The organism is Anaeropeptidivorans aminofermentans, from assembly GCF_940670685.1.
GTDB classification, from domain to species: domain Bacteria; phylum Bacillota; class Clostridia; order Lachnospirales; family UBA5962; genus Anaeropeptidivorans; species Anaeropeptidivorans aminofermentans.
In genome coordinates this window covers 2,782,961-2,805,923 of sequence record NZ_OW711693.1, presented here as the reverse complement: position 1 = coordinate 2,805,923, position 22,963 = coordinate 2,782,961, and the positions used below count along the sequence as shown (strand labels likewise).

The 22,963-nt window shown below is 37.6% G+C and carries 18 protein-coding genes and 1 other RNA gene; 15 read left to right on the top strand and 4 right to left on the bottom strand.

Going from position 1 to position 22,963, the window contains the following annotated elements; translation table 11 throughout:
- The first annotated feature begins 163 nt into the window (after positions 1-163).
- The 3 genes from rnpB to NBX03_RS11790 all read left to right on the top strand — a co-directional run bounded on the left by rnpB (position 164) and on the right by NBX03_RS11790 (position 4,204).
- Positions 164-503: RNase P RNA component class A (gene rnpB, locus NBX03_RS11800), an RNA gene on the top strand.
- A gap of 258 nt (positions 504-761) precedes the next feature.
- On the top strand, positions 762-2,771 hold the full coding sequence (locus NBX03_RS11795; RefSeq protein ID WP_250227973.1) for a S9 family peptidase: 2,010 nt from the start codon (positions 762-764) through the stop codon (positions 2,769-2,771).
- Positions 2,772-2,821: 50 nt separating this feature from the next.
- Complete coding sequence (locus tag NBX03_RS11790) at positions 2,822-4,204, top strand: amidohydrolase (protein ID WP_250227972.1); 1,383 nt, start codon at positions 2,822-2,824, stop codon at positions 4,202-4,204.
- Positions 4,205-4,913: 709 nt separating this feature from the next.
- Here the strand turns inward: NBX03_RS11790 and NBX03_RS11785 are convergent.
- Positions 4,914-6,560, bottom strand: coding sequence for a glycoside hydrolase family 10 protein (locus tag NBX03_RS11785; protein WP_250227971.1), 1,647 nt, complete (start codon positions 6,558-6,560; stop codon positions 4,914-4,916).
- Positions 6,561-7,068: 508 nt separating this feature from the next.
- Between NBX03_RS11785 and trpS the strand changes: the two genes are divergently transcribed.
- The 10 genes from trpS (at position 7,069) to NBX03_RS11735 (ending at position 13,796) form a co-directional block, all read left to right on the top strand.
- Positions 7,069-8,061, top strand: a complete 993-nt coding sequence (gene trpS, locus NBX03_RS11780) for a tryptophan--tRNA ligase (RefSeq protein ID WP_250227970.1) — start codon at positions 7,069-7,071, stop codon at positions 8,059-8,061.
- 37 nt (positions 8,062-8,098) lie between these two features.
- On the top strand, positions 8,099-8,605 hold the full coding sequence (locus tag NBX03_RS11775; protein WP_250227969.1) for a QueT transporter family protein: 507 nt from the start codon (positions 8,099-8,101) through the stop codon (positions 8,603-8,605).
- A 285-nt stretch (positions 8,606-8,890) separates the two neighbouring features.
- The gene (locus NBX03_RS11770) at positions 8,891-9,286 is read left to right on the top strand and encodes a MerR family transcriptional regulator (protein WP_250227968.1); all 396 of its coding nucleotides are present in this window, start codon (positions 8,891-8,893) and stop codon (positions 9,284-9,286) included.
- A gap of 5 nt (positions 9,287-9,291) precedes the next feature.
- Complete coding sequence (gene proB / locus NBX03_RS11765; RefSeq protein ID WP_250227967.1) at positions 9,292-10,089, top strand: glutamate 5-kinase; 798 nt, start codon at positions 9,292-9,294, stop codon at positions 10,087-10,089.
- 8 nt (positions 10,090-10,097) lie between these two features.
- Positions 10,098-10,670 (top strand): 5-formyltetrahydrofolate cyclo-ligase, encoded by a 573-nt coding sequence (locus NBX03_RS11760; protein WP_250227966.1) that lies wholly within the window; start codon positions 10,098-10,100, stop codon positions 10,668-10,670.
- Positions 10,658-11,905 (top strand): glutamate-5-semialdehyde dehydrogenase, encoded by a 1,248-nt coding sequence (locus tag NBX03_RS11755; RefSeq protein WP_250227965.1) that lies wholly within the window; start codon positions 10,658-10,660, stop codon positions 11,903-11,905. The genes NBX03_RS11760 and NBX03_RS11755 overlap by 13 nt, the downstream gene beginning before the upstream one ends.
- Positions 11,906-11,998: 93 nt before the next feature.
- On the top strand, positions 11,999-12,223 hold the full coding sequence (locus NBX03_RS11750; protein ID WP_330638396.1) for an alpha/beta-type small acid-soluble spore protein: 225 nt from the start codon (positions 11,999-12,001) through the stop codon (positions 12,221-12,223).
- Positions 12,224-12,567: 344 nt separating this feature from the next.
- A complete protein-coding gene (locus tag NBX03_RS11745; RefSeq protein WP_250227964.1) occupies positions 12,568-12,777 on the top strand; it encodes a heavy-metal-associated domain-containing protein in 210 nt (69 codons plus the stop codon).
- 237 nt (positions 12,778-13,014) lie between these two features.
- Positions 13,015-13,497 carry a PTS sugar transporter subunit IIA gene (locus NBX03_RS11740; protein ID WP_250227963.1) on the top strand — a complete coding sequence of 161 codons (483 nt, stop codon included), beginning with the start codon at positions 13,015-13,017 and terminating at the stop codon, positions 13,495-13,497.
- A gap of 14 nt (positions 13,498-13,511) precedes the next feature.
- Positions 13,512-13,796: a TIGR03905 family TSCPD domain-containing protein gene (locus NBX03_RS11735; RefSeq protein ID WP_250227962.1), complete on the top strand. Its 285-nt coding sequence runs from the start codon at positions 13,512-13,514 to the stop codon at positions 13,794-13,796.
- Between the two features lie 69 nt (positions 13,797-13,865).
- Here NBX03_RS11735 and NBX03_RS11730 read toward each other — a convergent pair whose 3' ends face one another.
- From NBX03_RS11730 to NBX03_RS11720, 3 genes are all read right to left on the bottom strand, one after another.
- Complete coding sequence (locus NBX03_RS11730) at positions 13,866-14,852, bottom strand: 1-aminocyclopropane-1-carboxylate deaminase/D-cysteine desulfhydrase (RefSeq protein ID WP_250227961.1); 987 nt, start codon at positions 14,850-14,852, stop codon at positions 13,866-13,868.
- A 158-nt stretch (positions 14,853-15,010) separates the two neighbouring features.
- Positions 15,011-15,751, bottom strand: a complete 741-nt coding sequence (gene sigE / locus NBX03_RS11725) for an RNA polymerase sporulation sigma factor SigE (protein ID WP_334303366.1) — start codon at positions 15,749-15,751, stop codon at positions 15,011-15,013.
- A 160-nt stretch (positions 15,752-15,911) separates the two neighbouring features.
- Positions 15,912-16,808: a sigma-E processing peptidase SpoIIGA gene (locus NBX03_RS11720; RefSeq protein ID WP_250227959.1), complete on the bottom strand. Its 897-nt coding sequence runs from the start codon at positions 16,806-16,808 to the stop codon at positions 15,912-15,914.
- A 428-nt stretch (positions 16,809-17,236) separates the two neighbouring features.
- On the opposite strand from NBX03_RS11720, the gene mscL reads away from it, so the two are divergent.
- Together mscL and NBX03_RS11710 are read left to right on the top strand one after the other, a co-directional pair.
- A complete protein-coding gene (mscL, locus tag NBX03_RS11715) occupies positions 17,237-17,665 on the top strand; it encodes a large conductance mechanosensitive channel protein MscL (protein WP_250227958.1) in 429 nt (142 codons plus the stop codon).
- A gap of 918 nt (positions 17,666-18,583) precedes the next feature.
- Positions 18,584-22,669, top strand: a complete 4,086-nt coding sequence (locus NBX03_RS11710) for a PEP/pyruvate-binding domain-containing protein (protein ID WP_250227957.1) — start codon at positions 18,584-18,586, stop codon at positions 22,667-22,669.
- Positions 22,670-22,963: the final 294 nt, after the last annotated feature.

Sequence of the window (22,963 nt, the reverse complement as noted above, 5' to 3'; positions counted from 1 at the left end):
TCATAAACGGCTTAAAATAATAGAAGCGCTTATATTAAGCCATTTTAAATACATGGTTTTATTACTGTAATTAAATTATTTTACTATAGATGCTAATTCAAGAAAATTTTGTTTCATCTAAATTGATTTACTATATCGAAATAATATGTTAAAATAAGAATGTTGAGCAGGCTGGATAGTCGCATATTTATAAAAATATGAGGAAAGTCCGGGCTCCATAGGGCAAGGGTGCCGGGTAATCCCCGGTGGAGGCAACTCTAAGGAAAGTGCAACAGAAATAAACCGCCTTAATTTATTAAGGTAAGGGTGGAAAGGCGAGGTAAAAGCTCACCGCCTTTAAGGCGACTTAAAGGGCTCTGTAAACCCCATCCGGAGCAAGGCCGGTTAAAGCGCAAGGGGCTGCCCGTCCCGCTTTAGGTAAGGCCGCGTGAGCCTGCTGGTAACAGCGGGCCAAGATAGATGACTGTCCACGACAGAACCCGGCTTATAGGCCTGCTTGACTTAAACTAAGCGAAATTAATAATTGTATGAGTATAAACTTGCAAATATTTTTTTAAGTAATGTCCTCTTATAGTTAACAAATAAGTTTTTAAGTTTGTTAACTATAAACATAGTTCTATTTTCACACCGAAGCTGCTTCGGAATTTCAGTCACATAAATCCAGATGAATGAATTAAATTATCTATTAAAGCTATAAGGCAGGCCTTATGAAGGGTCTTGCTTAATAGCTTTTTAAATATTCTAATAAGGGGGCTTATGTAATGCAGGAGGTAGGCATAAAGGATTTATTCGATATTAATTTTTTATCGGATATAAACTATTCGCAAGACGGGAAAAATGCAGCTTTTGTTGTTTCAAAAGGTTTGCCGGAAGAGAATAAATATAAATCAAATATTTATATTTATTCCTTTGAAGAGGAGAAGATAAAAAAACTCACGGCTTTTGATGCTGAAAAGAGCATATACTGGCTTGACAATGAAAACATTATATTTCCCGGCGCAAGAAGCGATAAAGACAAAGAGCTTTTGAAAAAGGGAATGCCCGTTACATTTTACAACAAGATAAACATTCACGGAGGAGAAGCCGAAAAGTTTCTTACGATTCCGGCAAGATGCAACTCCATCAAAGCAATCGACGAGGACAACTTTCTTGTAAGTGTAAACTACGATCATAACGAACCTGATTATTCCAAGCTTTCTCCTGAGGAGACGGAAAAAGCCGTTAAGGAATTAACAGAAGCAAACAGCCTCTATAAAATTATGGACGAAATACCTTTCTGGGCCAACGGAAAAGGCTTCGTTAATAAAAAGAGAAACAGGCTCTATAGATACAATAAAAAAACCAATGAGCTTACAGCCATAAGCGCCCCTCTTATGAATGTTTCGGACCACAGCATTGATAAAAAATCCGGGAAAATCATTTATTCAGGCGTAGAATATGAAAATAAGATGGAGCTTATATCTCTTGTTTACATATATGATATTAAAACAAAGGAAAGTAAAAAAATAAGCCTTTCGGAAGATTTTTCCATTCAAACTGCAAGAATCGTAAACGAAAGCATTATTTTATACGGTATTCCTTCAAAGGAAAGAAACTCTTGCATTAATTCAAGATTTTACAAAGTTTCATTAGAAGGCGGAACACCGGAGCTTTTTAACGACGGAGATTTCAGCCTTGGCGGCGGCGTTGGAAGCGATTGCAAATACGGCGGCGGCGTATCCTTTAGAATATATAAGGACCAGCTTTACTATGCTTCTTTAAGAGGTTACAGCTCTTATATATTTACCCTCGATAACGAAGGCAAAGAAACAAAAATCTCAAAGGACGTTACAGGCAGCGTGGATTGTCTTGACGTTTTAGGAGAAAAAATAGTATTTATCGGCGTTAGAGATAAGGGCCTTCAAGAAATTTATACTCTTGATATAAAAACAGGAGAAGAAAAACAAATTTCAGACTTTAACGGAGAATGGCTTAAAAACCACTTTATCTCTTATCCTGAGCATTTCCTCATGGAAAACAGAGACGGTGTAGAGCTTGACGGATTTGTTATAAAACCTGTAAATTATAATCCTGATAAGAAATATCCGGCTATTTTTAATATTCACGGCGGTCCGAAGGCAGCTTACGGCGATGTGCTTTTCCATGAGATGCAGCATTGGGCTTCCCAGGGATATTTTGTATTTTTCACGAACCCAAGAGGCTCCGACGGAAAGGGCAGCGAATTTGCCTATATTAACGGCGAGAGGTATCTGAACTGGGACTATAATGACCTTATGGACTTTACAGATAAGGTTATTGAACTGTATCCTCAGATTGATGCGGAAAAAATCGGTGTTACAGGCGGATCTTACGGCGGTCTTATGGTAAACTGGATGGTAGGCCATACAAACAGGTTTAAAGCCGCTGCTACTCAGCGCTCTATCTCTAATTTCATCAGTAAATGCCTTACAACCGATATCGGATATTATCATAATTTGAACCAAATGGGTACGGACCCATGGGAAGGTGCAGACATTATGTGGGATAAATCCCCTCTTAAATATGCGGATAAATGCAAAACGCCGTTGCTTTTTCTTCATTCCGATGAGGATTACAGATGCTATATGGCCGATGCCTTCCAGATGTTTACGGCCCTTAAAATGTTTGACGTAGATTCAAGAATGTGTCTTTTCCACGGAGAAAACCATGAGCTTTCAAGGTCGGGTAAACCTAAAAACAGGATTAAAAGGCTTGAAGAAATCACCAGCTGGATGGACAAATATCTTAAATAAAATATATTTATAGACAGAATATTACTTATTTTACTGAACGGAGGGTTTCAATGTCTGGAAACACAGCATACGAAGCTATTGAAAAGTATCGCGGAGAGCTTGAGGAATTAAGCCTTAAAATCTGGGAAAATCCCGAAGGACCTTATAAAGAGCATAACGCCTGCAAATGGACGGCAGAGCTTCTTGAAAAACACGGTTTTCATGTTGAAATAGGTGCAGGGGGCGTTCCTACGGCCATAAAGGCTTCTTTCGGAGAAGGCCACCCCGTAATCGGATTTTTAGGAGAATATGATGCTCTTCCTGGATTAAGCCAGGAAAAATGCACGGTTCAAAAGCCCATAGAAGGGCAAGTTTACGGCCACGGCTGCGGACATAATCTTTTAGGGGTTGCCCATGTGGGAGCGGTTTTAGGCCTTAAGGACGAAATGATCGAAAGAGGCCTTAAAGGTACGATTATATACTACGGCTGCCCAGCCGAGGAAGTTTTAACAGGCAAAAGCTTTATGGCAAGAGGCGGGGCTTTTGACGGCCTTGATACTGCCATCGCATTCCACCCGGGAACAATGAATGTTGTGGATGTGGGAAATTCTCTTGCTTTGAACTCAGTTAAATTCCACTTTGTAGGAAAAACCGCTCATGCAGGCGGGGACCCTCATAACGGAAGATCCGCCCTTGACGCAGTTGAAATTACAAGTGTTGGAGCAAACTATTTAAGAGAGCATGTTACTACAGACGTAAGAATTCATTACGTTATTACTGAAGGGGGAACAGCCCCGAATATCGTTCCAGACAGCGCTACCGTATGGTATTACGTAAGGGCGCCCAAAAGAGAGAAAGTTGAAGAAGTTTATCAAAGACTCATAAAGGTAGCCGAAGGTGCTGCTCATATGACGGAAACAAAGCTTGAAATCAACTTCCTCGGCGGCTGCTATCAGACCTTAAATAACCATGTGCTTGCGAAGGTGGTTCATGAGGCTATGAATGCAATACCTCAGGAGCCTTGGAGTGCAGAAGAAATTAAAATGGCTCGGGAAATGAATCAATTTGACCCTCAATTAGCCGAAGCCATCAGAAAAGCTGCCAACCTTCCCGCAGATGCTGAAATATTTACAGGGGTTATGCCCATAGTAAATGAAGGAAATGCAGGCTCAACAGACGTAGGCGATGTAGCCTATATTGCCCCCACCATATTCTTCTCCACCGCCTGCTATAACCTTGGAGCCCCAGGCCATAGCTGGCAGATAACCTCATCAAGCGGTTCTTCTATAGGGCAGAAGGGAATGATTTACGCTTCCAAAATAATGGCTAAATTCGGCCTCGATATGATTGAAAAGCCTGAAATCTTAAAAGAAGCAAAAGCCGAGTTCGACGAAAAAACCGGCGGAGCTCCTTACAAATGCCCCATTCCTGATGATATAAAAATTCCTGAATAAAAAATGGGTGCTGCAAAATTATTTGCAGCACCCATTTTTCGTTTATGGCCTAAAAGTCCTGAACTAGGAATTATAGTAAATTTCAAGTTAAACAAGTAACAAAACCATATATTTGTGCGAATTCAAAAAATGGGTTTTATAGTGAAATATCCTTCAGAAAGTAACAAAAATCTATTTTTCATAAACGGCTTAATATAATAGAAACGCTTATATTAAGCCATTCAAAATATACGATTTTTATTACTGTAATTAAACTATTTGACTATAGAAGAAATATAATAAAGCACCTTTGTGAAACTGCCTTTATTTGATTTTATATATTGAAAGGCTTATATCTATTACGGTATAAAGTCAATTTCACTATGTTTCCGAGGGAAATCCGTATTTTTATACTGCGCGAACTTGGAAAGGATGCAGGTATAAGCCTGCAAAACTTTTTTAAGTGAGCAATTTCTTATGGTTATCAAATTTGTTTTTTATGTTGGTAACGATGAATCCGCAGTGAATAGGTTTTTATTACTTCTTTATAAGAAATTTACTATATAGTTATTCCATCGCTTTTCCTATGAAAAGCTCCAAATATGCTCCTCATAGAAACAAAGCTTTACCTGCAGATTTATACTAAGCATTCCTTGGCTTTTTTCTTATATTGAAATACAATAAAACAGCCTAAGGCTTAGGCTGTTTTTAGTAAGTGTTATTTATTTTCTTAATTCACCCTTGAAGCAGATGTAATGATGCTGCCCTGATTGCTCATAACGCCTGTGTTGGAGATGGAGCGGACTGCGTAGGAATAAAATTTGCCTTTTTCAGAAGATGTATCTTTAAAATTCGTAATATCTCCGTTTTTATATACGATTCCTATAATTTTATTATCGTCATAGCCTTGAACATAGCTTCCTTCATATCTGTAAATGGCGTATTTTCTTATATTGCTGTCTTTTGATGTTATATTTAATATGATTCCGTCCTGTGCCTTTGAATAAGTAAGGCTTTCAGGAAGGGAAGGCTCTAAAGGATTATTCCAATAGGTTGAAGGGGTAATGGCAATATGATTGTATTTTGTGTTAAATACAATATCTCTGTATCCTATGGGATTACTCATAACAGCACTTAAAGAATAATGCATTTGGCCTTTAATAAAATTAGAGGCTCTATTGATTTCTATTTGATTGGATATTTCTGAAGGATCATTCCATTTTGTGTCGCTGTTGTTATTTACTTTGTAATCTGCCATTCCGATATAGAGGTTTACAGGTCTTGAAGCTGCTTGGGTCATTATTTCCTTTTCCCACCAGCCGGTAAGTACTTTGAAATTAGCGGCAGTAAATTCTGTTGACCAGTATATCTGGGGCGTAATATAGTCGATGATGCCCTCTTGAATCCATTTTCTTGTATCTGCGTAAAGGCTGTCGTAGCATTGGTGGCCCGCATTGGTTTCACTTCCTGTAGCGTCTGTGGCTTTATTTCTCCATACGCCGAAGGGAGATATTCCAAGCTGAACGAAGTATTTGCTTTCCTTTATGGTTTTATTAAGTTCTCTTATAAGCTTTGTAATATTATCTCTTCTGAAGTCTCCTAAATTTGCATAACCGGTGCCGTATAGGGCAAAGCTTTTGCTGTCGTCATAGGTTTCGCCTGCAACAGGGTAGGGATAGAAATAATCGTCTATATGTATGGCGTCTATATCGTAATTGTCAACGATTTCCTTTACGGATTTTACAAGATGTTCTCGAACCTGGGGAATGCCCGGGTCTAAATAATGCTGAGAGCCGTATTGAATAACCCATGAAGGGTTTTTCTTTGCAATATTATTTTCCGAAAGGTCTGAAAGCTTATCGCTTGGCATTGTAACCCTGAAAGGATTTATCCAGCCGTGAAGCTCAAGGCTGTTTTCATGGGCCGCGGAAACCATGATGGCAAGGGGATCATACCCGGGATTTGTGCCTTGATTTTTGCCTGTGATATAAGATGACCAAGGGTTAAGAGTTGAATTATATAAAGCATCTCCAGAAGGCCTGATTTGAAATATTACCGTATTGTAATTGGCATTCTTTAAGGCAGAGCAGGTTTCATAAGCCCACTTTTTAAAAGCCGCTTCATCCATGCCGGCAGTTAAGTTTATATTTTTTACTGTGGCTATCCATACAGCTCTCATTTCTCTTTTAGAGCTGTCTATGGGTAAAGTGTTTTGACTAAATACCGGCTGGCTTGAAAGACTGTATTCCGGGGATATCACATTTTCGCTTTTCATAAGGCCCGCCTCCGGGGTATTGGTAGCCGATGCAGAATAAAGGCCTGAAAGGGCAATTAAAAGCGCTGCAAATACAAGAAAGATATTTATTTTTCTGACCATGACAATGCTCCTTAATATGAAAATATTTTATATGGAAAAATAAAACACCATAGTGTTTTAAATGAATTTAAATTTTTCAAGTTCATTTACTATGGTTATGGTAAATTTCTCATAAGGAAGCAACAAAAGCCTATTCACTATAAGCTCAAAAACATGGCCTTCCTTCGGAAACGGTACGTTTTAGAAGGAAAATAAATACACGGCTTTTTGTTACTGTCTAACCTGAAATTTACTGTACCGCTCACTTTAGACCGGATCGGTACATACATTAATATGATTGTACCTTTAAGGCAATACTAAATCAATAGAATTACAAAAATGAAATAACAATTTAACAGACAGGTAAAATAAAAAGATTTATATTAAGCCCGCCTGTTTGATTGGTGAACATGCGGGATAAACGCTTTTATGCATTTGTCCTGATGTGTCTAGGTTTTTCGTTGATTTATACAAATAATTATGATATATTTATATAGAAATTACAGTAATATGCTTGGAGGCGTTTTTCTTGGAAAACAATAAAAAAATCATATTCAGTGGAATGCAGCCGTCGGGAACTCCCACTCTTGGAAATTATCTTGGGGCCCTTAAAAACTGGAATATTATGCAGAAAGACTATAGATGCCTTTTTTCTGTTGTTGATCTTCATGCTCTGACTGTTCGCAGGGAACCGAAGGAACTAAGGCAGGCGTCTTTAAGCCTTATGGCTCTTTATATCGCTTTGGGCCTTGACCCTTCCGAAAATATTATTTTTTATCAGTCCCAGGTGCCTCAGCATACCCAGCTTTCATGGATATTAAATTGCTATGCTTATGTAGGAGAGCTTAACAGAATGACCCAGTATAAAGAAAAGTCCGCTAAGCATTCTGAAAATATAAATTCGGGGCTTTTTACTTACCCTGTGCTGATGGCCTCCGACATTCTTCTTTATCAGACGGATTGCGTTCCCGTAGGAGAAGATCAGCGTCAGCACCTGGAAATAGCAAGGGATATTGCCATAAGGTTCAATAATATCTACGGCGAAACCTTTAAGGTTCCTGAAAGCTATATCGGTAAAGCAGGCGCAAGAGTCATGGGCCTTCAGGACCCTGAAAAGAAAATGAGCAAATCAGGAGACGATGCCATATCTATTCTTGATGATCCTAAGGTAATAATGAATAAAGTAAAAAGAGCCGTTACGGATTCCGATGCAAGAGTTTATTATGACCCTTCCAATAAACCGGGAATAAGTAATATGTTAAATATATATTCAGCCATTACGGGAAAAAGTATTGAAGAATGTTCAGAGGAATTTGCAGGGGCAGGCTACGGAGATTTTAAAAAGGCAGTAGGAGAGGTAATCATAAACGAGCTTGAGCCTGTGCAGAAAAAATATAATGAGCTTATATCCAATAAGGATTATTTGAATTCTATAGCAAAAGAAGGAGCTGAAAAGGCCCAGAACCTTGCATTCAGAACATACAACAAGGTATGCAAGAAAATAGGCCTTATTCAGATTTAATATTGGCAATAGAAGCTTCTATATATCAGGAGGAAACATGAGAATTTCATTAAAAGACCCTAAAAATATAACAGCAATAGCTGTAATTGCGGCTATTTATGTAGCCTTAACTGTTACTCTTGCGCCTTTTGGCTACGGAATGGTTCAGTGCAGAATAGCAGAAGTATTATGCCTTCTTGCCTTCATCCATCCGGCATACGGATACGGTGCCGTTCTCGGCTGTTTTATTGCAAACTTCGCTTCACCTTTTGGCATGGTTGATGTTTTGGCAGGAACTTTTGCAACGTTTTTATCAGTCGTATTTATTACAAAAACAAAGAATATGTTTATTGCAACACTCTGGCCGACCCTTTGCTGTGCCATTGTTGCGGCAGTTGTTAGCTATTATACCAATACGCCTTATTTAATAACATGCCTTTCTATAATGGCGGGAGAATTTATCGTAGTTACGATTATAGGCTATCCTTTGCTTAGATATGTTTGCGCAAACAAAAGGCTGCATAATTTCCTAAGTATGAGGCTACCTGAAAAAACTATTTTATAAAAGATGTAAAAAAGCCGCTAGCCGGCTTTTTGTCACATTAATGATGAAAGGGCACAAACTTGGGGACAGGAAAGGTTTATAAATTCTCTGTAAATTTACAAGGTAACTGTTTGGATTGCGCAGCAATCCAAATTTCATTTAAAACTTTTCAACATTTTGAAGGCTTTCATAAGAATATTATATATTAGACATATATTTAACCTTGTAATGAAGCTCAATTATACATTGAGGGGATAAGAAGTTTAGTGTATAATCAAAATAAGAATATGTTTCGGAGGTCTTAGTATGGAGTATAGAAATTGTCCGAGATGCGGGGCTTTGTTTCCATATATATCAAGCCCTATTTGCGAAAAATGTGTAAAAGAAGAAGAGGCCCTTTTTCAAGGAGTAAGAGCATATGTTAAAGAACACCCAAATGCTACGATTTTAGAAGTATCCACAGAATTAGGCATTTCTACCCAAAAGATATATAAATATCTCAGGGAAGGAAAGCTTGAACTTATAAATAACGACGGTATAGAACTTAAATGTGATCGGTGCGGAAAGCCTATAACTACCGGAAGATATTGTAAAAGCTGTACTGTAAGGCTTGAAGCAGATCTGTCAGGGGCATATCAGGATTTTAGCTATAAAAGAATAGGCAAAATGCATACATATAAAAGAGAAAAAGGCAAGGATTGATATTATTGTATTCGAGAAAAGATATTAAAGTTAAAAGACTTGTAATAAAAATAGGCACAACCTCTCTTACCCTTGATAACGGAAAGCTTGACTTAAGAAAAATTGACAGGTTGGCATGGGTTATTTCCGATTTAAGAAATAAAGGCTATGAAATCATCCTTGTGTCTTCCGGGTCCATCGCAGTAGGCGCCGCACGGCTTAAGCTTCCTGAAAGACCAAGAGATATAAAGGGAAAGCAGGCTTCTTCTTCTGTTGGCCAGGCAATATTAATGCAAATCTATGAGAGCATGTTTACCCAGTATAACCAGATAGTTTCCCAGATACTGATAACAAAAGACGAGCTTTCCAATAACGAAAGAATCATAAATGCCAGAAATACATTCTTTACCTTAATCGAATGGTCCGTAATTCCAATCGTAAACGAAAATGACACCATATCCATTGAAGAGCTGGGCTTCAGCGATAACGACAGCCTTTCTGCTTATGTTGCGGAGCTTATTGAAAGTGACATGCTGATCATTTTATCCGATATAGACGGTCTTTACGACAGCGACCCGAGAAAGAACCCCGATGCCAAGCTCATAAGAAGCCTATATTCCATAGACGGCTATATTGAAAGTATGGCGGGGGATTCTTCTTCCTCTCTTGGAACAGGCGGAATGGCTACAAAAATTGCGGCCGCAAAAACCCTTTCTGAAAAAGGCATACATACGGTTATCACGAGTGGAAAAGACCCGCATATTATCTATGATATACTTGACGGAAAGGACGTTGGCACCTTTATATTCGGAAAAGAAAGGTGAGGATAATTTTGGAGGAGAAAAGCTTAATCCGAAAGGAATATATAGCAATCAGAAACAATATCCCTGCAGAAGCGATTATGGATAAATCAAGGCTTATTATGGAAAAAATTTTAGCTCTTGATGCTTATAAAGCCTGCAAAAAAATGTTTATTTTTCTTGATATGGGTTCCGAAGTAAAAACAAGGCCTATTATCACAAAGGCCATAGCGGACGGAAAAATTGTAGCTGTTCCTTATGCCGTGCCCAAGTCAAGAGTCATGCATTTTATAAGAATAGAAAATTTCGATAATCTCATAAAAAGCAAATACGGCGCCTATGAGCCTGAATATAATGAAGAAAACATCGTAAAATGCGATAAGGATACGATTATCATCGTTCCCGGGAATGCCTTTTCCTTAGACGGATATAGAATAGGCTACGGCGGAGGATATTATGATACTTATACCGGAGAAAATGAGTCTCTGGTGAATATCGGCATTTGCTTTGAAGAGCAGATAAGAACAGAAGTCCCCCACGAAGCCCATGACAGACGCCTTGACATGCTTGTAAGTGAAAGGAGGGTTCTCAAATGGAATTCTTAAATGAAATCGGCAGAAATGCAAAGGAAGCTGCGAGAATAGCAGCAAAAATGAATTCTTCCGAAAAAAATCATATTTTAAAAATTTGCAGTAAGGCTGTATTGGAAAATACTGCCTACATTCTTTCAGAAAACAAAAAGGATATAGAAGAAGCTGAAAAAAATAATATGAAGCCTTCTCTTATTGACAGGCTTATGCTAAACGAAAAAAGATTAGACGCTATTGCTTCCGCCATGGAAGACATTGCAAAGCTTGACGACCCTATCGGCGAAGTGCTTTCAATGAAAAAATTGGAAAATGGTCTTACTATAGGACAAAAAAGAGTTCCCATGGGTGTAATCGGAATAATTTACGAATCAAGACCTAACGTTACAGCAGATTCCTTTTCCCTTTGCCTTAAAGCAGGTTCTGCAGTCATACTGAAAGGCGGAAAAGACGCCATAAATTCCAATAAAGCCATAACCGATACCTTTAGAGATGCCCTTTCAAAAAATAATTATCCTGTGAATTTAATTCAGCTTATTGAAGATAATAAAAGAGAAACAACAGTTGAATTTATGAAAATGAGTGATTATCTTAACGTTCTTATTCCCCGGGGAAGCAAAGGGCTGATTGAGGCCGTTGTAAAAAATTCCACGGTCCCCGTTATCGAAACAGGAACAGGAAACTGCCATATTTTTGTTGATGAAACGGCGGATTTGGAAAGAGCCGTTGAAATCATCATAAACGCCAAGGTTCAAAGGCCGGGCGTATGCAATGCCTGTGAAAAGGTCCTTGTTCATGAAAAGATTTCTGAAATATTCCTTCCTAAGCTTACAAAAGCCCTTAAAGAAGAAAACGTTCAAATAAGAGGAGATGAAATTCTCTGCCGCATTTGCCCCGATGCTTTACACGCGATGGAAGAAGACTGGCATGAAGAATACCTTGACCTTATTATAGGAATAAAAACAGTAAAAGATGTAGATGAAGCCATAAGCCATATATACAAATATTCTTCGGGCCATTCAGAGGCTATTCTTACGAATGATTATAAAAATTCTCAAAAATTCCTTGAAGAAGTGGATTCCGCCGCGGTATACGTAAACGCTTCTACAAGATTTACCGACGGCTTTGAATTTGGTCTCGGCGCCGAAATAGGCATAAGTACCCAAAAGCTTCATGCGAGAGGCCCCATGGGTCTTAAGGAGCTTACATCGACAAAATACATCATTTACGGCAATGGTCAGATAAGAAAGTAGTACAAAATTTTTCAAAAAATTACCTCTAATAAAAAAAAAGCCTAGGGATATAATATCTACTGTAACACAATTTATTTTTAGGAGGTAGTTTTGATGGATATGAATTCAAGCAGTTCTTTTCAGCCTTCAGGAAAAAATTCCGTGCCAGAGGCTCGTGAGGCTTTAAATCAGTTTAAATATGAAGTTGCTAACGAAATCGGCGTACCTTTAAAGCAAGGTTATAACGGCGATTTAACTTCCGCACAGAATGGTTATGTAGGCGGTTACATGGTTAAGAAAATGATCGACGCACAGAAAAGACAGATGGCAGGCAAATAAGCTTTTAAAAATTAAATAAGCATAAATTTTATGCTTTAATATTTAATTGGCATAAGCCTAGCTAGAGTTAAAACCTATAAAAGAGTATAGATATTATTTATCTATGCTCTTTTTCTTTTGTAAAATCATCTTATTATAATTCATTTTGCGTAAGGCTTGCAGTATTACAAAACCCTATTGAAGAAAATGAAATTATATGTTAGTCTAGTGATATATAGTAAATTTACTTTTCTTCCACAGTAAGTAACGAGCTCTAAGAAGGGCATAAAATCAAGGAAAAGCAAATTTACAACGCTACTATTTTACTTTTATTCGAGTATAAACAGAGATTTGGAGGTGTTTTAATGAAATTCAAACTTGAAATTGACGGTATGGGCTGTGACCATTGTGTAAACAGCGTTAAAAATGCGCTTTCTGCCGTTTCCGGGGTTAACAGTGTTTCTGCAGAAATCGGTTCTGCTGAAATAGAAACCGATGACAGTGTAAAAGAGGCCGATTTAAGAGAGGCTCTTGATGATGCGGGATATGAGCTTAAAGGAGTTACGCTTCTTTAATTAAACTGATAAAAATAGTCAAATGCCTGAATAAAATATAAAGGCGTTTGACTATATTATTGAGTAGGAAAAGGCATGCACTCAGAGAACAGGACAGAGATATTTATTTAATTTAGATAATTTTTTCTTCATGTTTATCGTAGAGTTAATTGTGCTTTTTCAAGTTAATTTAATATATATTTCCAAAGCAATAAAATCTTAATCAGAAAAAACTGCAATCTAAGCCGGAGGCTTAAAATGTTAAAGATATTTGGAAAAGGGAAGGTGACTCCTATTTATTCCCCTTTCAAGGGAGAAGTCATTCAAATAGAAAAGATAAATGACCCTACGTTTTCTAAAAAAATGCTTGGGGACGGGGTAGGCGTTATACCTGTAGATGGAAATATATATTCTCCCGCCGACGGGAAGATATATTCCATATTTCCCACGAAGCATATTATTGCCATAGAGACGACCGGCGGCGCGGAATTTCTCATACATATGGGAATAGACACTATTTCTTTAAAGGGAGTAGGCTATGAACTTAAGGTGAAACCGGGAATGAACGTTAAAAGAGGAGATATACTGGGATTTATGGATATTGACACAATAAAATCCAGCGGCAAGGATATTACATGCCCTGTTATCGCCACAGATTTATCCGAGTTTTATATAAATATCCTTAAAGATAATGGAAATGTTGATATTTCAGATGTTTTGTTTGAACTAATAAAAAAGTAGCAGGAGAGTGCTTTATGACTTATGATTATTCCTTTAAGGGCGTATGCGCAAGAGGGGTAAGCTTTGATATAGATGAAGATTTTACTGTTTCAAACGTTAAATTCAGCAGAGGCTGCCCGGGAAATACTGAGGGGATAGCAAAGCTTGCTTCCGGAAGAAATGCAGATGAGCTTATAAACGCTTTAATCGGAACCACATGCGAAACAAAGTCTACATCATGCCCGGACCAATTTGCCATGGCTTTGATAGAAGCCAAGGAAGAAGTATTAAAGAGCATTAGAGAAAAAAAGGCTGTATAAAAAGGGTGCTGCAAATCAACTTTGCAGCACCTAAATTATTTTAATTTTAAATTGCTATAAATAATCAAACTAGCTGAGTTCAAATAATTCCTTCTGGGGGAATGTGCCGTAAAGGCCGCCGGTATGGATAAAAAGTACATTGCCTTTCAGCAGAGGATTGTTGTTTTTAATTTCATTTATCAGGCCGAAAAAGGCTTTTCCCGTATATACAGGGTCAAAAACCACACCTGTTGATTTTGCCGTATCCTTTATAAAAGAGATAATTTCTTTTGAAGCAATAGCATAGCCTTCCCCTGCGTATTTATAAATCATATGTATATTGTCATAAGAGATTTTTTCTTCATGGCAGCCTATTTTCAAGGCTTCTTCCGTAATGCCTACGATTTCTTCCGTAACGTCTCCGTTTATATCGGATATTTGAAAGCCTAATATATTCCTTCCTGATTTATATATTTCATTGGCAGCATAAAGGCCTGCATATGTTCCGCCGCTTCCTTCTGTAAGGCAGATGGTATCAAACTTTATACCCATCTGCTTTTCCTGCTCAAGTATTTCTTCAAAGGCAGCGTAATATCCGAAAAGGCCGATGCCGTTGGAGGCTCCGGTAGGCATGATATAGGCTTTAAGACCCTTTTGGGCATAGTCTTCTTTTATCTCTTCCATTATTTCTAAAATTCTTTCACTGTATTCTTCGGCAGTTATAAATGTGATTTCAGCTCCGAAAAGTTTATCTAAAAATAAGTTTCCATCGGGGTATCCTTCTGTAGACCTCAATACCAAATGAGATCTTTTTGAAAGGGAAGCCGCAGCGGCAGCCGTCGCCCTTGCATGGTTTGACTGGGGGCCTCCGCAGGTTATAAATACGTCGGCGCCTTGTGAAAGACCTTCTTTAAAGGAAAATTCGAGCTTTCGAACTTTATTTCCTGTCATTTCCACACCGCTGAAATCGTCTCTTTTAATATAGAGATTTGTAAAAGAAGTATCGGGATTCACTTTATTAAATTCAAATATCGGGGTAGGAAGATTTGCAAGCTTAATCCTCTCAGGCTTTATCATATATTGCCCTCCTTTAGAAATTATATTTTATAGTTAGTATATCATAATTTTAATATCTATGAATATATCTAAATTTATTAGCTGTAAAAAGAAAATGATTAAACTCAGCAAAAACCTTTCTGCATATGCAGAAAGGTTTAAATGGTATTTTTAATGCTTTAAAGCATTTTACTTATTTCTTTTTTTAACCGGCTGATAATTTTTTTCTCAAGCCTTGATATGTAAGATTGGGATATGCCTAAAAGATCGGCTACCTCCTTTTGAGTCATTTCTTCTCCGTTTGCAATCAGGCCGAACCTTAGCTCTACAATTCTTTTTTCACGGCTTGAGAGCTTTTCCATTGCTCTTTGGAGAAGTTCTTTATCAATTTCTTCTTCAATATTTCTATATATTACGTCAATATCCGTTCCTAAAATATCTGAAAGCAAAAGCTCATTTCCTTCCCAGTCCACGTTTAAAGGTTCATCTATGGATACCTCGTTTTTGACCCGGGAGTTTCTTCTTAAATACATGAGTATCTCGTTTTCTATACATCTTGAGGCATAAGTGGCAAGCTTAATATTTTTATCTGTTTTAAAGGTATTGATTGCCTTTATTAACCCGATGGTTCCTATGGAGATAAGGTCCTCTACGTTTATGCCGGTATTTTCAAACTTTCTTGCTATGTACACAACAAGCCGTAAATTTCTCTCTATGAGAATGCCTTTTACCGCAATATCGTCTTCTGTGCCAAGCATGGCAAGGAGCTTTGATTCCTCGTCAACATTTAAAGGGGTTGGCAGAACCTCGTTTCCGCCTATGTAATATATAGACTGAGCGTCATCTTTACGGAATTTTCTCGTTATATTTTTAAAAAAGTCCCTCAGGTTAAAATAAAACAATTGAACACTAAGCAGCATTTTCATACCTCCTGTAATATTTGTAATAGAATTGGTCAAATATAGCAGATTAAAGTGAAAGAATTCAATTTAATCTACTATAAACACTAAGGAAAACTTATTTAAGATTAAAAGAAAAGGAATAGTTTTAAAATTAAATAAGTGTAAATAGCATAGGGCTTTATTTAATAATTTCAGGGTTTAGAAGCCCTTGATATTCTCCCTTGGGAGAAAGACTTAAATTATAAATACCAATAAGTACATCAGATACTATTATGCTTTCATCGTCTTTCAATATTTCTACTTTATCAGGCTTAAAGCCTAGAAGCATGCCGCTGGATTTGCCTATGGACTTAAAGGGAATCATGCGTATCATAGGGGTGCCCGCTTCTTCCATGCTTTCTACAAGCCTTTGGAAATCATCTTCCTTGTTTTCGTAGAACATAAGCCGAAGGCCTTCGGGAAGAAATAGCTTTATGCTGTTAAATTCGGCTATGATAACGGGGTTTTTCGTTATGGGGTCGTAGAGTGAATTTCCCGTATCTACCAGAGTATTAATGCTTACCTTTTTATCCCCTAAAGTTATTGTCGTAAGATAAAGAGCATGCTTTTTCATGAAAACCTTGCTTATGAATATACTTGCAAGCTTAACAGCTATATATGTAATGGATATGGTTATAATCAGTATTTTGAAAGAAAAATATTCTATGGTAAACCCAAGGGCGTTTCCTAAAAGATCCCCGATATTTGTAAAATAAAATAGGGCAATACCGAATCCGCCGACGGCAAATGCGGAAATATGCGCGTAAAACAGGGACTTGATAAAATCCTTAAACGTCCTTACACCAAAGCTTATGATAAGGCTTAACATTAATATTATGAAAGAGGAAAAAATGTTATAGTATTTATTAAAATAAAATATAAGTGCGCAGTATAGCATAGATGCAGAAAAAGCCCCTAATAAAAGCCTGAAGATATTGGTTTTTCGTTTAAGAAGCTTAGACACCATCCAAAAAATAAGCAGATCCATGATTAAGTTGATAAAAAAAACCACGTCGGCATAAATTACAACTTCCATTTTTTACCTCCGCAGGCATAGTGATTAAGATTTATAGATTTAGAAAAATACCGGTGTTTTTGCTTAAATTAAATAAATCTTAATTCATAAAAGATTTATTTAATGTTTGGTGCCTTTATAGTATTGAAAGCATATTTAATTATATAAAAGAGTACAGGTACTATTTTGTAATAAAATCTGCGAAAAACCTAAAAATGCATATCAATATCCGGCAAATTAGAAGGGCTATATTCAAAAAAAATTACTATATATCATAATATTCTATTTAAACAATGAATATGAGAAATATTTACAAAAAGCTGTTTTTGAGATACTATAGTAAATAAACTTGAAAAGAAGTCAAGTTTATTTACTATAAACAGAAAGAAAACTTAAAAACAAAAAGACTGTTTTTAAGCTTAATAAGTAAGATATTTAAGGAGGATTCTATGAAGAAGATATTTCAGGAGTTTAAGGAATTTATAAACAGAGGAAATGTTATGGATTTAGCAGTGGGAGTTATTATCGGCTCCGCATTTACTGCCATTGTCAATTCCCTCGTGAATGATATACTGATGCCTGTACTTTCCCTTATTACAGGCGGAAGCGATTTTCAAAACTGGTACATAATTTTAAGCACCGAAGGCGATGGGTCAAAGCTTAATTACGGTATGTTTCTATCTGCCATTCTTAATTTCCTTTTAATTGCTTTTGTTATTTTTATTCTGGTAAAATTCATAAATAAGGCTATGGACATGGGAAAGAAAAAGCCGGAGCAGGCAGAATCAGCCCCTGCAACCAAAGAATGCCCTTACTGTAAATCCAATATCAATATAAATGCCGTAAAATGCCCCAACTGCACCTCAGATTTAAACTAATCTTTTAATTGTTTATTATGGAAGTTGCCAAAGGAATGCATAATATAAAGCTGGCAGATATAGCAAATGAAAACTGGCGAACAGTATGCCATTTAAAACTGGGGAAAGAAGCAGAGGACTTCGGCGCTCCCAATTCCTATTCTATTGCTTAACCTGCTGATGAAAAGGGCTGGGTAATAAAGGCCATAGCAAAAATTGATTGCATCATCGGCTGGCTATAGTGAAGAAGAAAAAAATATGATATTTGTCATTTTACAACCGATGAAAGATGTTAAAGCATGGGCTATGGAAAAGAAGCGCTGAAAATTATTATTGATGAAATAAGTAGGCTTTTCCAATGTGAAGAAATATATTTAAGCATTAATATCAGAATAGCTGCCGGAAACATCTTGCCAAAAAGCAGGCTTTGTTCCAATAGGAGAAGATAATGACGGCGGCAGATATCTCGAAGAAATCTTCTGCCTGAAAATGAAATAATAAGTTTAAATACTGTAGCGTAAGGGGTATATTTCACTTTAAAGTGGAATATACCTTTTTTACTTTACAGTTGATTTAAGGCCTGTCTTACCTTATGGCAATTTTCTTGTAACATAGTACTCTATAAATTAGTATATTTATACAAATGGAGTTTTTATATTTTGAATAAAAAATAATACTATTTCTTCTATGCAATCCTTCGGGAATGCTTGACTTTTAGCCTTGGACATAGGGGCTACAGAAGGATAAAAACAGGATGACGTAATCTGCTGTTGATTTGCAGAAAATTATATATTTTAGTCGTTGTGCTGATTTTAAATATTTTAAGCCTTACATCTTTCCAGTATTTCTGTAATACCCTTTTTGAAGGTAGGTATTATGGAATTATAGTGATATAATCATGTCGTATAAAATGCGAAATATTTATTTGGAGAGTTGATTATGAAAAATATGCTTTCTTCTATGGCATTGGAAGCTAATTTATCCCGTACACTTGATAAAATTCAAGAAATCCCTAAAGATCAGCAATGGCTTATGAATGTTTCTGCCTCCACCTGGGGCATTCACAACAGGGCAAAGGAGTTTCTTACGGAATTAAATCATGAATTCAGAAACGATAAGCATGTGATAGATTTACTTCATAGCATTTGCCTTGAAGATTACTGGTTTTATCATTCTCTTACGGATTCGGAGAAGGCCCTTTCAATCATTGTGGATATATTCGAAAAGCTTATGGTTTCCGTAAAGAAAGAAGCCGACAGGGAAGTTTTGGTGACGACCTTTATTCAATTTATAGATAGGCTTTCAACGAAAGAAAACTTTTCAAAGGCAATCATTTCAAGATGCTTTTCAATTATTGAAAAAGACATTCCCTTCCATGAAGAAATTTACATAAGAAATTCAGGCTATTTCAAATCAGGCTTTGATAAGCTTGCCCGTCATGAGGAATATCTTCCCTTAATTATGCAGATAACTTCTTACACACTTGAGAAATGTTTTGATTATTGGGAGGAAACATCCAAGGCCGAAGAATGGTTTAGGACGAAAAGGCATCTTTTTACTGTAATGAATGAAGAAAAAATCACAAAAATAGGTCATTCGTTTTTTGCGCATTTGCGGGCAGAGCTTAAAAATGCCGGGTCATGGCAGGAAATACGCCATGTACTATTTTTTAAAGATATTTCCAACTACTTCAGAAACTTCACGAAGGAATTTGAATCTAATCTGGAGGCAATTCAATATCTTATATACTTGCTTCATCTGCCTTTGATGTCAACTCTTTATGACCATCTTCTGTATGATATGAACCGTAATTTAAGGAGTGTTTTCAAAGAGCTGCCCCAGGATAAGGTTTCAGACTTTCTGAATTCCATCTTAGGAGAGCTTGAAGAGTTAAAAGAAGACCATACAAGAACCGTTCTTGACTGTATAACCACTTTAGGTAAAGAAGTGGCAAGCCTTAAAAACAAGGCGGCAATTTCCTATTTTATAAAACGAATGATACAATTCGGCTTCATATATCCGGGAAATATCAAGCTTAACAGCGATTGGCAGGTACAGTTTAATACCAATCATGTAAAAAATATCCGTGTATTTTTAGAAATCATAGAAAAGGACCCTTTTTTAATGAGGGAGCTTTTTAACGCTATGATTGTAGAGCTTAAGCTGGGTGGCATCTATATTTCTGATACGGACCTTTTCCAGAGGGACGTGACAAAGCTTTTAAATTCAGACATAGGCCCTGTTTATAGGGAAATTAAGCAGCTTACCCGTATTTTCCCCGTGTTTTTTCAGGATATTGGCGCAGAAGGAACTTTAAGGAAGGTCACGACGGCTATCGATGGCCTTTCCATGAGAAAAGACCGCCTTATCCACTTTTTACGGGTACAGATTCATGTTGAAAGCAATAATACAAATGTTGCCCTTACGAGAAGCATCATACAGTATTGGTATGACGGGGATAAAACCGTCCTTAAGGACCTTTTGCCGGAAGCCCTTTATAATACCTTAGAAGAGGATAAAGACTGGCATGAAAAGGCCCATGAGGCCATGATGCGTTTATGCGAAGAGCTTTCTTTAAGCCTTCCTGAGCTTCTTAAGCTAAGGGCCGAAGACCTTGAAAAACTGGCTCAGCCTGAAGGAAAGGACGTAAATGTCCATTTGAGCAAGGTCATAGACATTATACATATTCACGCCTTGCTTCTGGAAAAATACTCCTTTGAGACAGACGACGTGATTTCTCTTGTGGAAAAGACCTTGTTTTTCAGTAAAGACGATTTAGAGCACTTGCGGATTTACTTAAAGAATAAATACAATGACAAGGCAATAGGGCTTCTTTATAAAATGATGAATCATTTAAAGGCCGTAATATTAGATCCGGAAAAAACAGAGGCCTTTGAAAACATACAATATAAGCGCCATATTGCCGCAGGGATACCTTCCACCTACGGACAGTATAAAGAGCCTAAATTTGAGGCTCTGGGGCTTATGTACAGGCTTGAGCGGGTGGTTTCCAAGCTTATGGCAGGTCTTCTTTCCACTATTTCTCATGAATATATAACCGCAAAGACCTTGCGCCAAATTTATGATGTGCTGGTTTTACTGAAAGAGGGCCTTGCTCTTGACGGAATTTATGACCAAAGCTTTAATTCCCACTTGGAGATGTTTAAATACAGCTTAACCTCACCAAGCTTTTCCTTAAGCCAGTATATCAACATATTCCAATTTCTCGGCCAAGACGTAAGCCAGATTATTAAAGGATATTTCCTCAATGTCTATGAGCGCCCTCTTGCGGTAATTATACCGAGGCTTCTTACATCTCAGGGGCTTCCCGAACATGAATGCACAAAAGAAAGAATACAAATGGAAAAGGAGAAATTTTTCAGAGATATTCTTTCCTCGGCTTTTCTTATACAAGAGCTTGATTTGTTCATTTCAAACACCATAGGCATGCTTCGGAATATGATTGATACTTATTCAGAAAGCTTTATTGAAAACATGCTCACCTACGACCCGGACCTTACTGTAAGCCCTCTTTCCCAAAGTACTACGGAGCTTGATAACCCTATCTTTTTAGGGGCAAAGGCCTTCTTTTTGAAAAAGCTTTCAGCCTACGGATTTCCGGTTCCTCCCGGGTTTGTTATAACGACGGAGGCCTTCCGCCATATTGAACCTTTATATCAGAACCGCTATATGCTTCAGGACTTTATTAAAGCCATAGAGCAGTCCATAGCAGACATAGAAAGGCAGACAGGTAAAATCTTCGGAGATCCTTCAAATCCGCTGTTCTTTTCCGTCCGTTCCGGCTCTTTTATATCTTTTCCCGGGGCTATGAAAACATTTTTAAATGTGGGCATGAATGATGAAATCGCAGAGGCTTGGGGAGAAAACGAACCTTACGGCTGGACAGCGTGGGACTGCTACAGAAGGTTTTTGCAAAGCTGGGGAATGGCTTTTGGCGTAAACAGGGATATATTCGATAAAATTATGGCCGAGCATAAAGAACGGGCGGGTATTGAGCTTAAAATAGAGTTTACAAAAGAGCAAATGCGCAATATGGCCTTTGACTACAAAAAAGCTGTTCTTGACCATGGCATTATTATAGAAACGGAGCCTATTGAACAGCTTAAAATTGCCATACAATACGTTCTTGATTCATGGGAATCTGAAAGCTCCGTATCTTTTAGGGATTATATGCAGATTGCAAGCGAATGGGGAACGGCAGTTTTAATACAGAAAATGGTTTTAGGGAATTTATCTAAAAGATCGGGAACAGGGGTTATATTTACTAGCAGCCCTTTAAAGGATTATTCGAGTATTAATCTTTACGGAGACTTTGCCATATGCGGCCAGGGGGAGGACGTGGTTTCAGGGCTTGTAAACACCTTGCCTATTTCCGAAACCCAGCGTAAAAGCCAGTATCAGGGAGAAATTTCTTTGGAATCGGAATTTCCCGAGGTTTACAAGACCTTGTATCAATATGCAAGGCAGCTTATTGAACAGCACGGATTTGTCCATCAGGAGATAGAATTTACCTTTGAAGACGATAACCCGGATAGCATTTATATTTTGCAGACCCGAAACCAAAAGGTCATAGGGAAGAAAACCAGCCGCTATTTTGAAGCTTCCCCTAATGAAATGCAGATGATAGGCAGAGGAATCGGCATAAGCGGCGGCGCTTTATCAGGTATTGCAGCCTTTGATATGGAGGATATGAACCGCATAAAGGAAGAAAAGCCAAATGAGCCCATTATATTGATTCGCCCCGATACGGTTCCAGACGATATCCCTATGCTTTTTGCCTGTGACGGCCTTGTTACAGCCAAAGGGGGCGCAACCTCTCATGCCGCTGTTACTGCCGTTAATCTGGGAAAGGTCTGCATCGTAAAATGCCAGGGGCTTCATGTAAAAGAATCTGAAAACATGTGTATGATAAACGGAAATATTATCCGTTCAGGCGACCCTATTTCCATCGAAGGCGAGCAAGGCAACATATTCAGAGGCGCATATGCAGTCAATCAGGATTAAAGATTTGATTACAGTATATTTCTTATAAAGAAATTTACTCAGACTGCGGGGGGCAGGCGGTATCGATTTCATCTCTGCTGAATTTATGAAGCTATTCGTACAAATTTGCAGAAAAACACTGCAAATTGGTACTTGTAACGTGAAAAGTCCTTTGGACTTTCCCTTGACAAGCCAAGGGGGGGCAGGCGGTATCGATTGCATCTCTGCTGAATTTATGAAGCTATTCGTACAAATTTGCAGAAAAACGCTGCAAATTGATACTCATAATGTGAAAAGTCCTTTGGACTTTTCACA

Coding starts and splice junctions, on each gene's coding strand:
- sigE (WP_334303366.1), bottom strand. CDS start 15,751: ATGCTGCTTAGTGTTCAATTGTTTTATTTTAACCTGAGGGACTTTTTT.
- NBX03_RS11710 (WP_250227957.1), top strand. CDS start 18,584: ATGAAAAATATGCTTTCTTCTATGGCATTGGAAGCTAATTTATCCCGT.
- mscL (WP_250227958.1), top strand. CDS start 17,237: ATGAAGAAGATATTTCAGGAGTTTAAGGAATTTATAAACAGAGGAAAT.
- NBX03_RS11790 (WP_250227972.1), top strand. CDS start 2,822: ATGTCTGGAAACACAGCATACGAAGCTATTGAAAAGTATCGCGGAGAG.
- NBX03_RS11740 (WP_250227963.1), top strand. CDS start 13,015: ATGTTAAAGATATTTGGAAAAGGGAAGGTGACTCCTATTTATTCCCCT.
- NBX03_RS11795 (WP_250227973.1), top strand. CDS start 762: ATGCAGGAGGTAGGCATAAAGGATTTATTCGATATTAATTTTTTATCG.
- NBX03_RS11720 (WP_250227959.1), bottom strand. CDS start 16,808: ATGGAAGTTGTAATTTATGCCGACGTGGTTTTTTTTATCAACTTAATC.
- NBX03_RS11735 (WP_250227962.1), top strand. CDS start 13,512: ATGACTTATGATTATTCCTTTAAGGGCGTATGCGCAAGAGGGGTAAGC.
- NBX03_RS11755 (WP_250227965.1), top strand. CDS start 10,658: ATGGAATTCTTAAATGAAATCGGCAGAAATGCAAAGGAAGCTGCGAGA.
- NBX03_RS11730 (WP_250227961.1), bottom strand. CDS start 14,852: ATGATAAAGCCTGAGAGGATTAAGCTTGCAAATCTTCCTACCCCGATA.
- NBX03_RS11785 (WP_250227971.1), bottom strand. CDS start 6,560: ATGGTCAGAAAAATAAATATCTTTCTTGTATTTGCAGCGCTTTTAATT.
- NBX03_RS11750 (WP_330638396.1), top strand. CDS start 11,999: ATGGATATGAATTCAAGCAGTTCTTTTCAGCCTTCAGGAAAAAATTCC.
- NBX03_RS11745 (WP_250227964.1), top strand. CDS start 12,568: ATGAAATTCAAACTTGAAATTGACGGTATGGGCTGTGACCATTGTGTA.
- NBX03_RS11770 (WP_250227968.1), top strand. CDS start 8,891: ATGGAGTATAGAAATTGTCCGAGATGCGGGGCTTTGTTTCCATATATA.
- NBX03_RS11775 (WP_250227969.1), top strand. CDS start 8,099: ATGAGAATTTCATTAAAAGACCCTAAAAATATAACAGCAATAGCTGTA.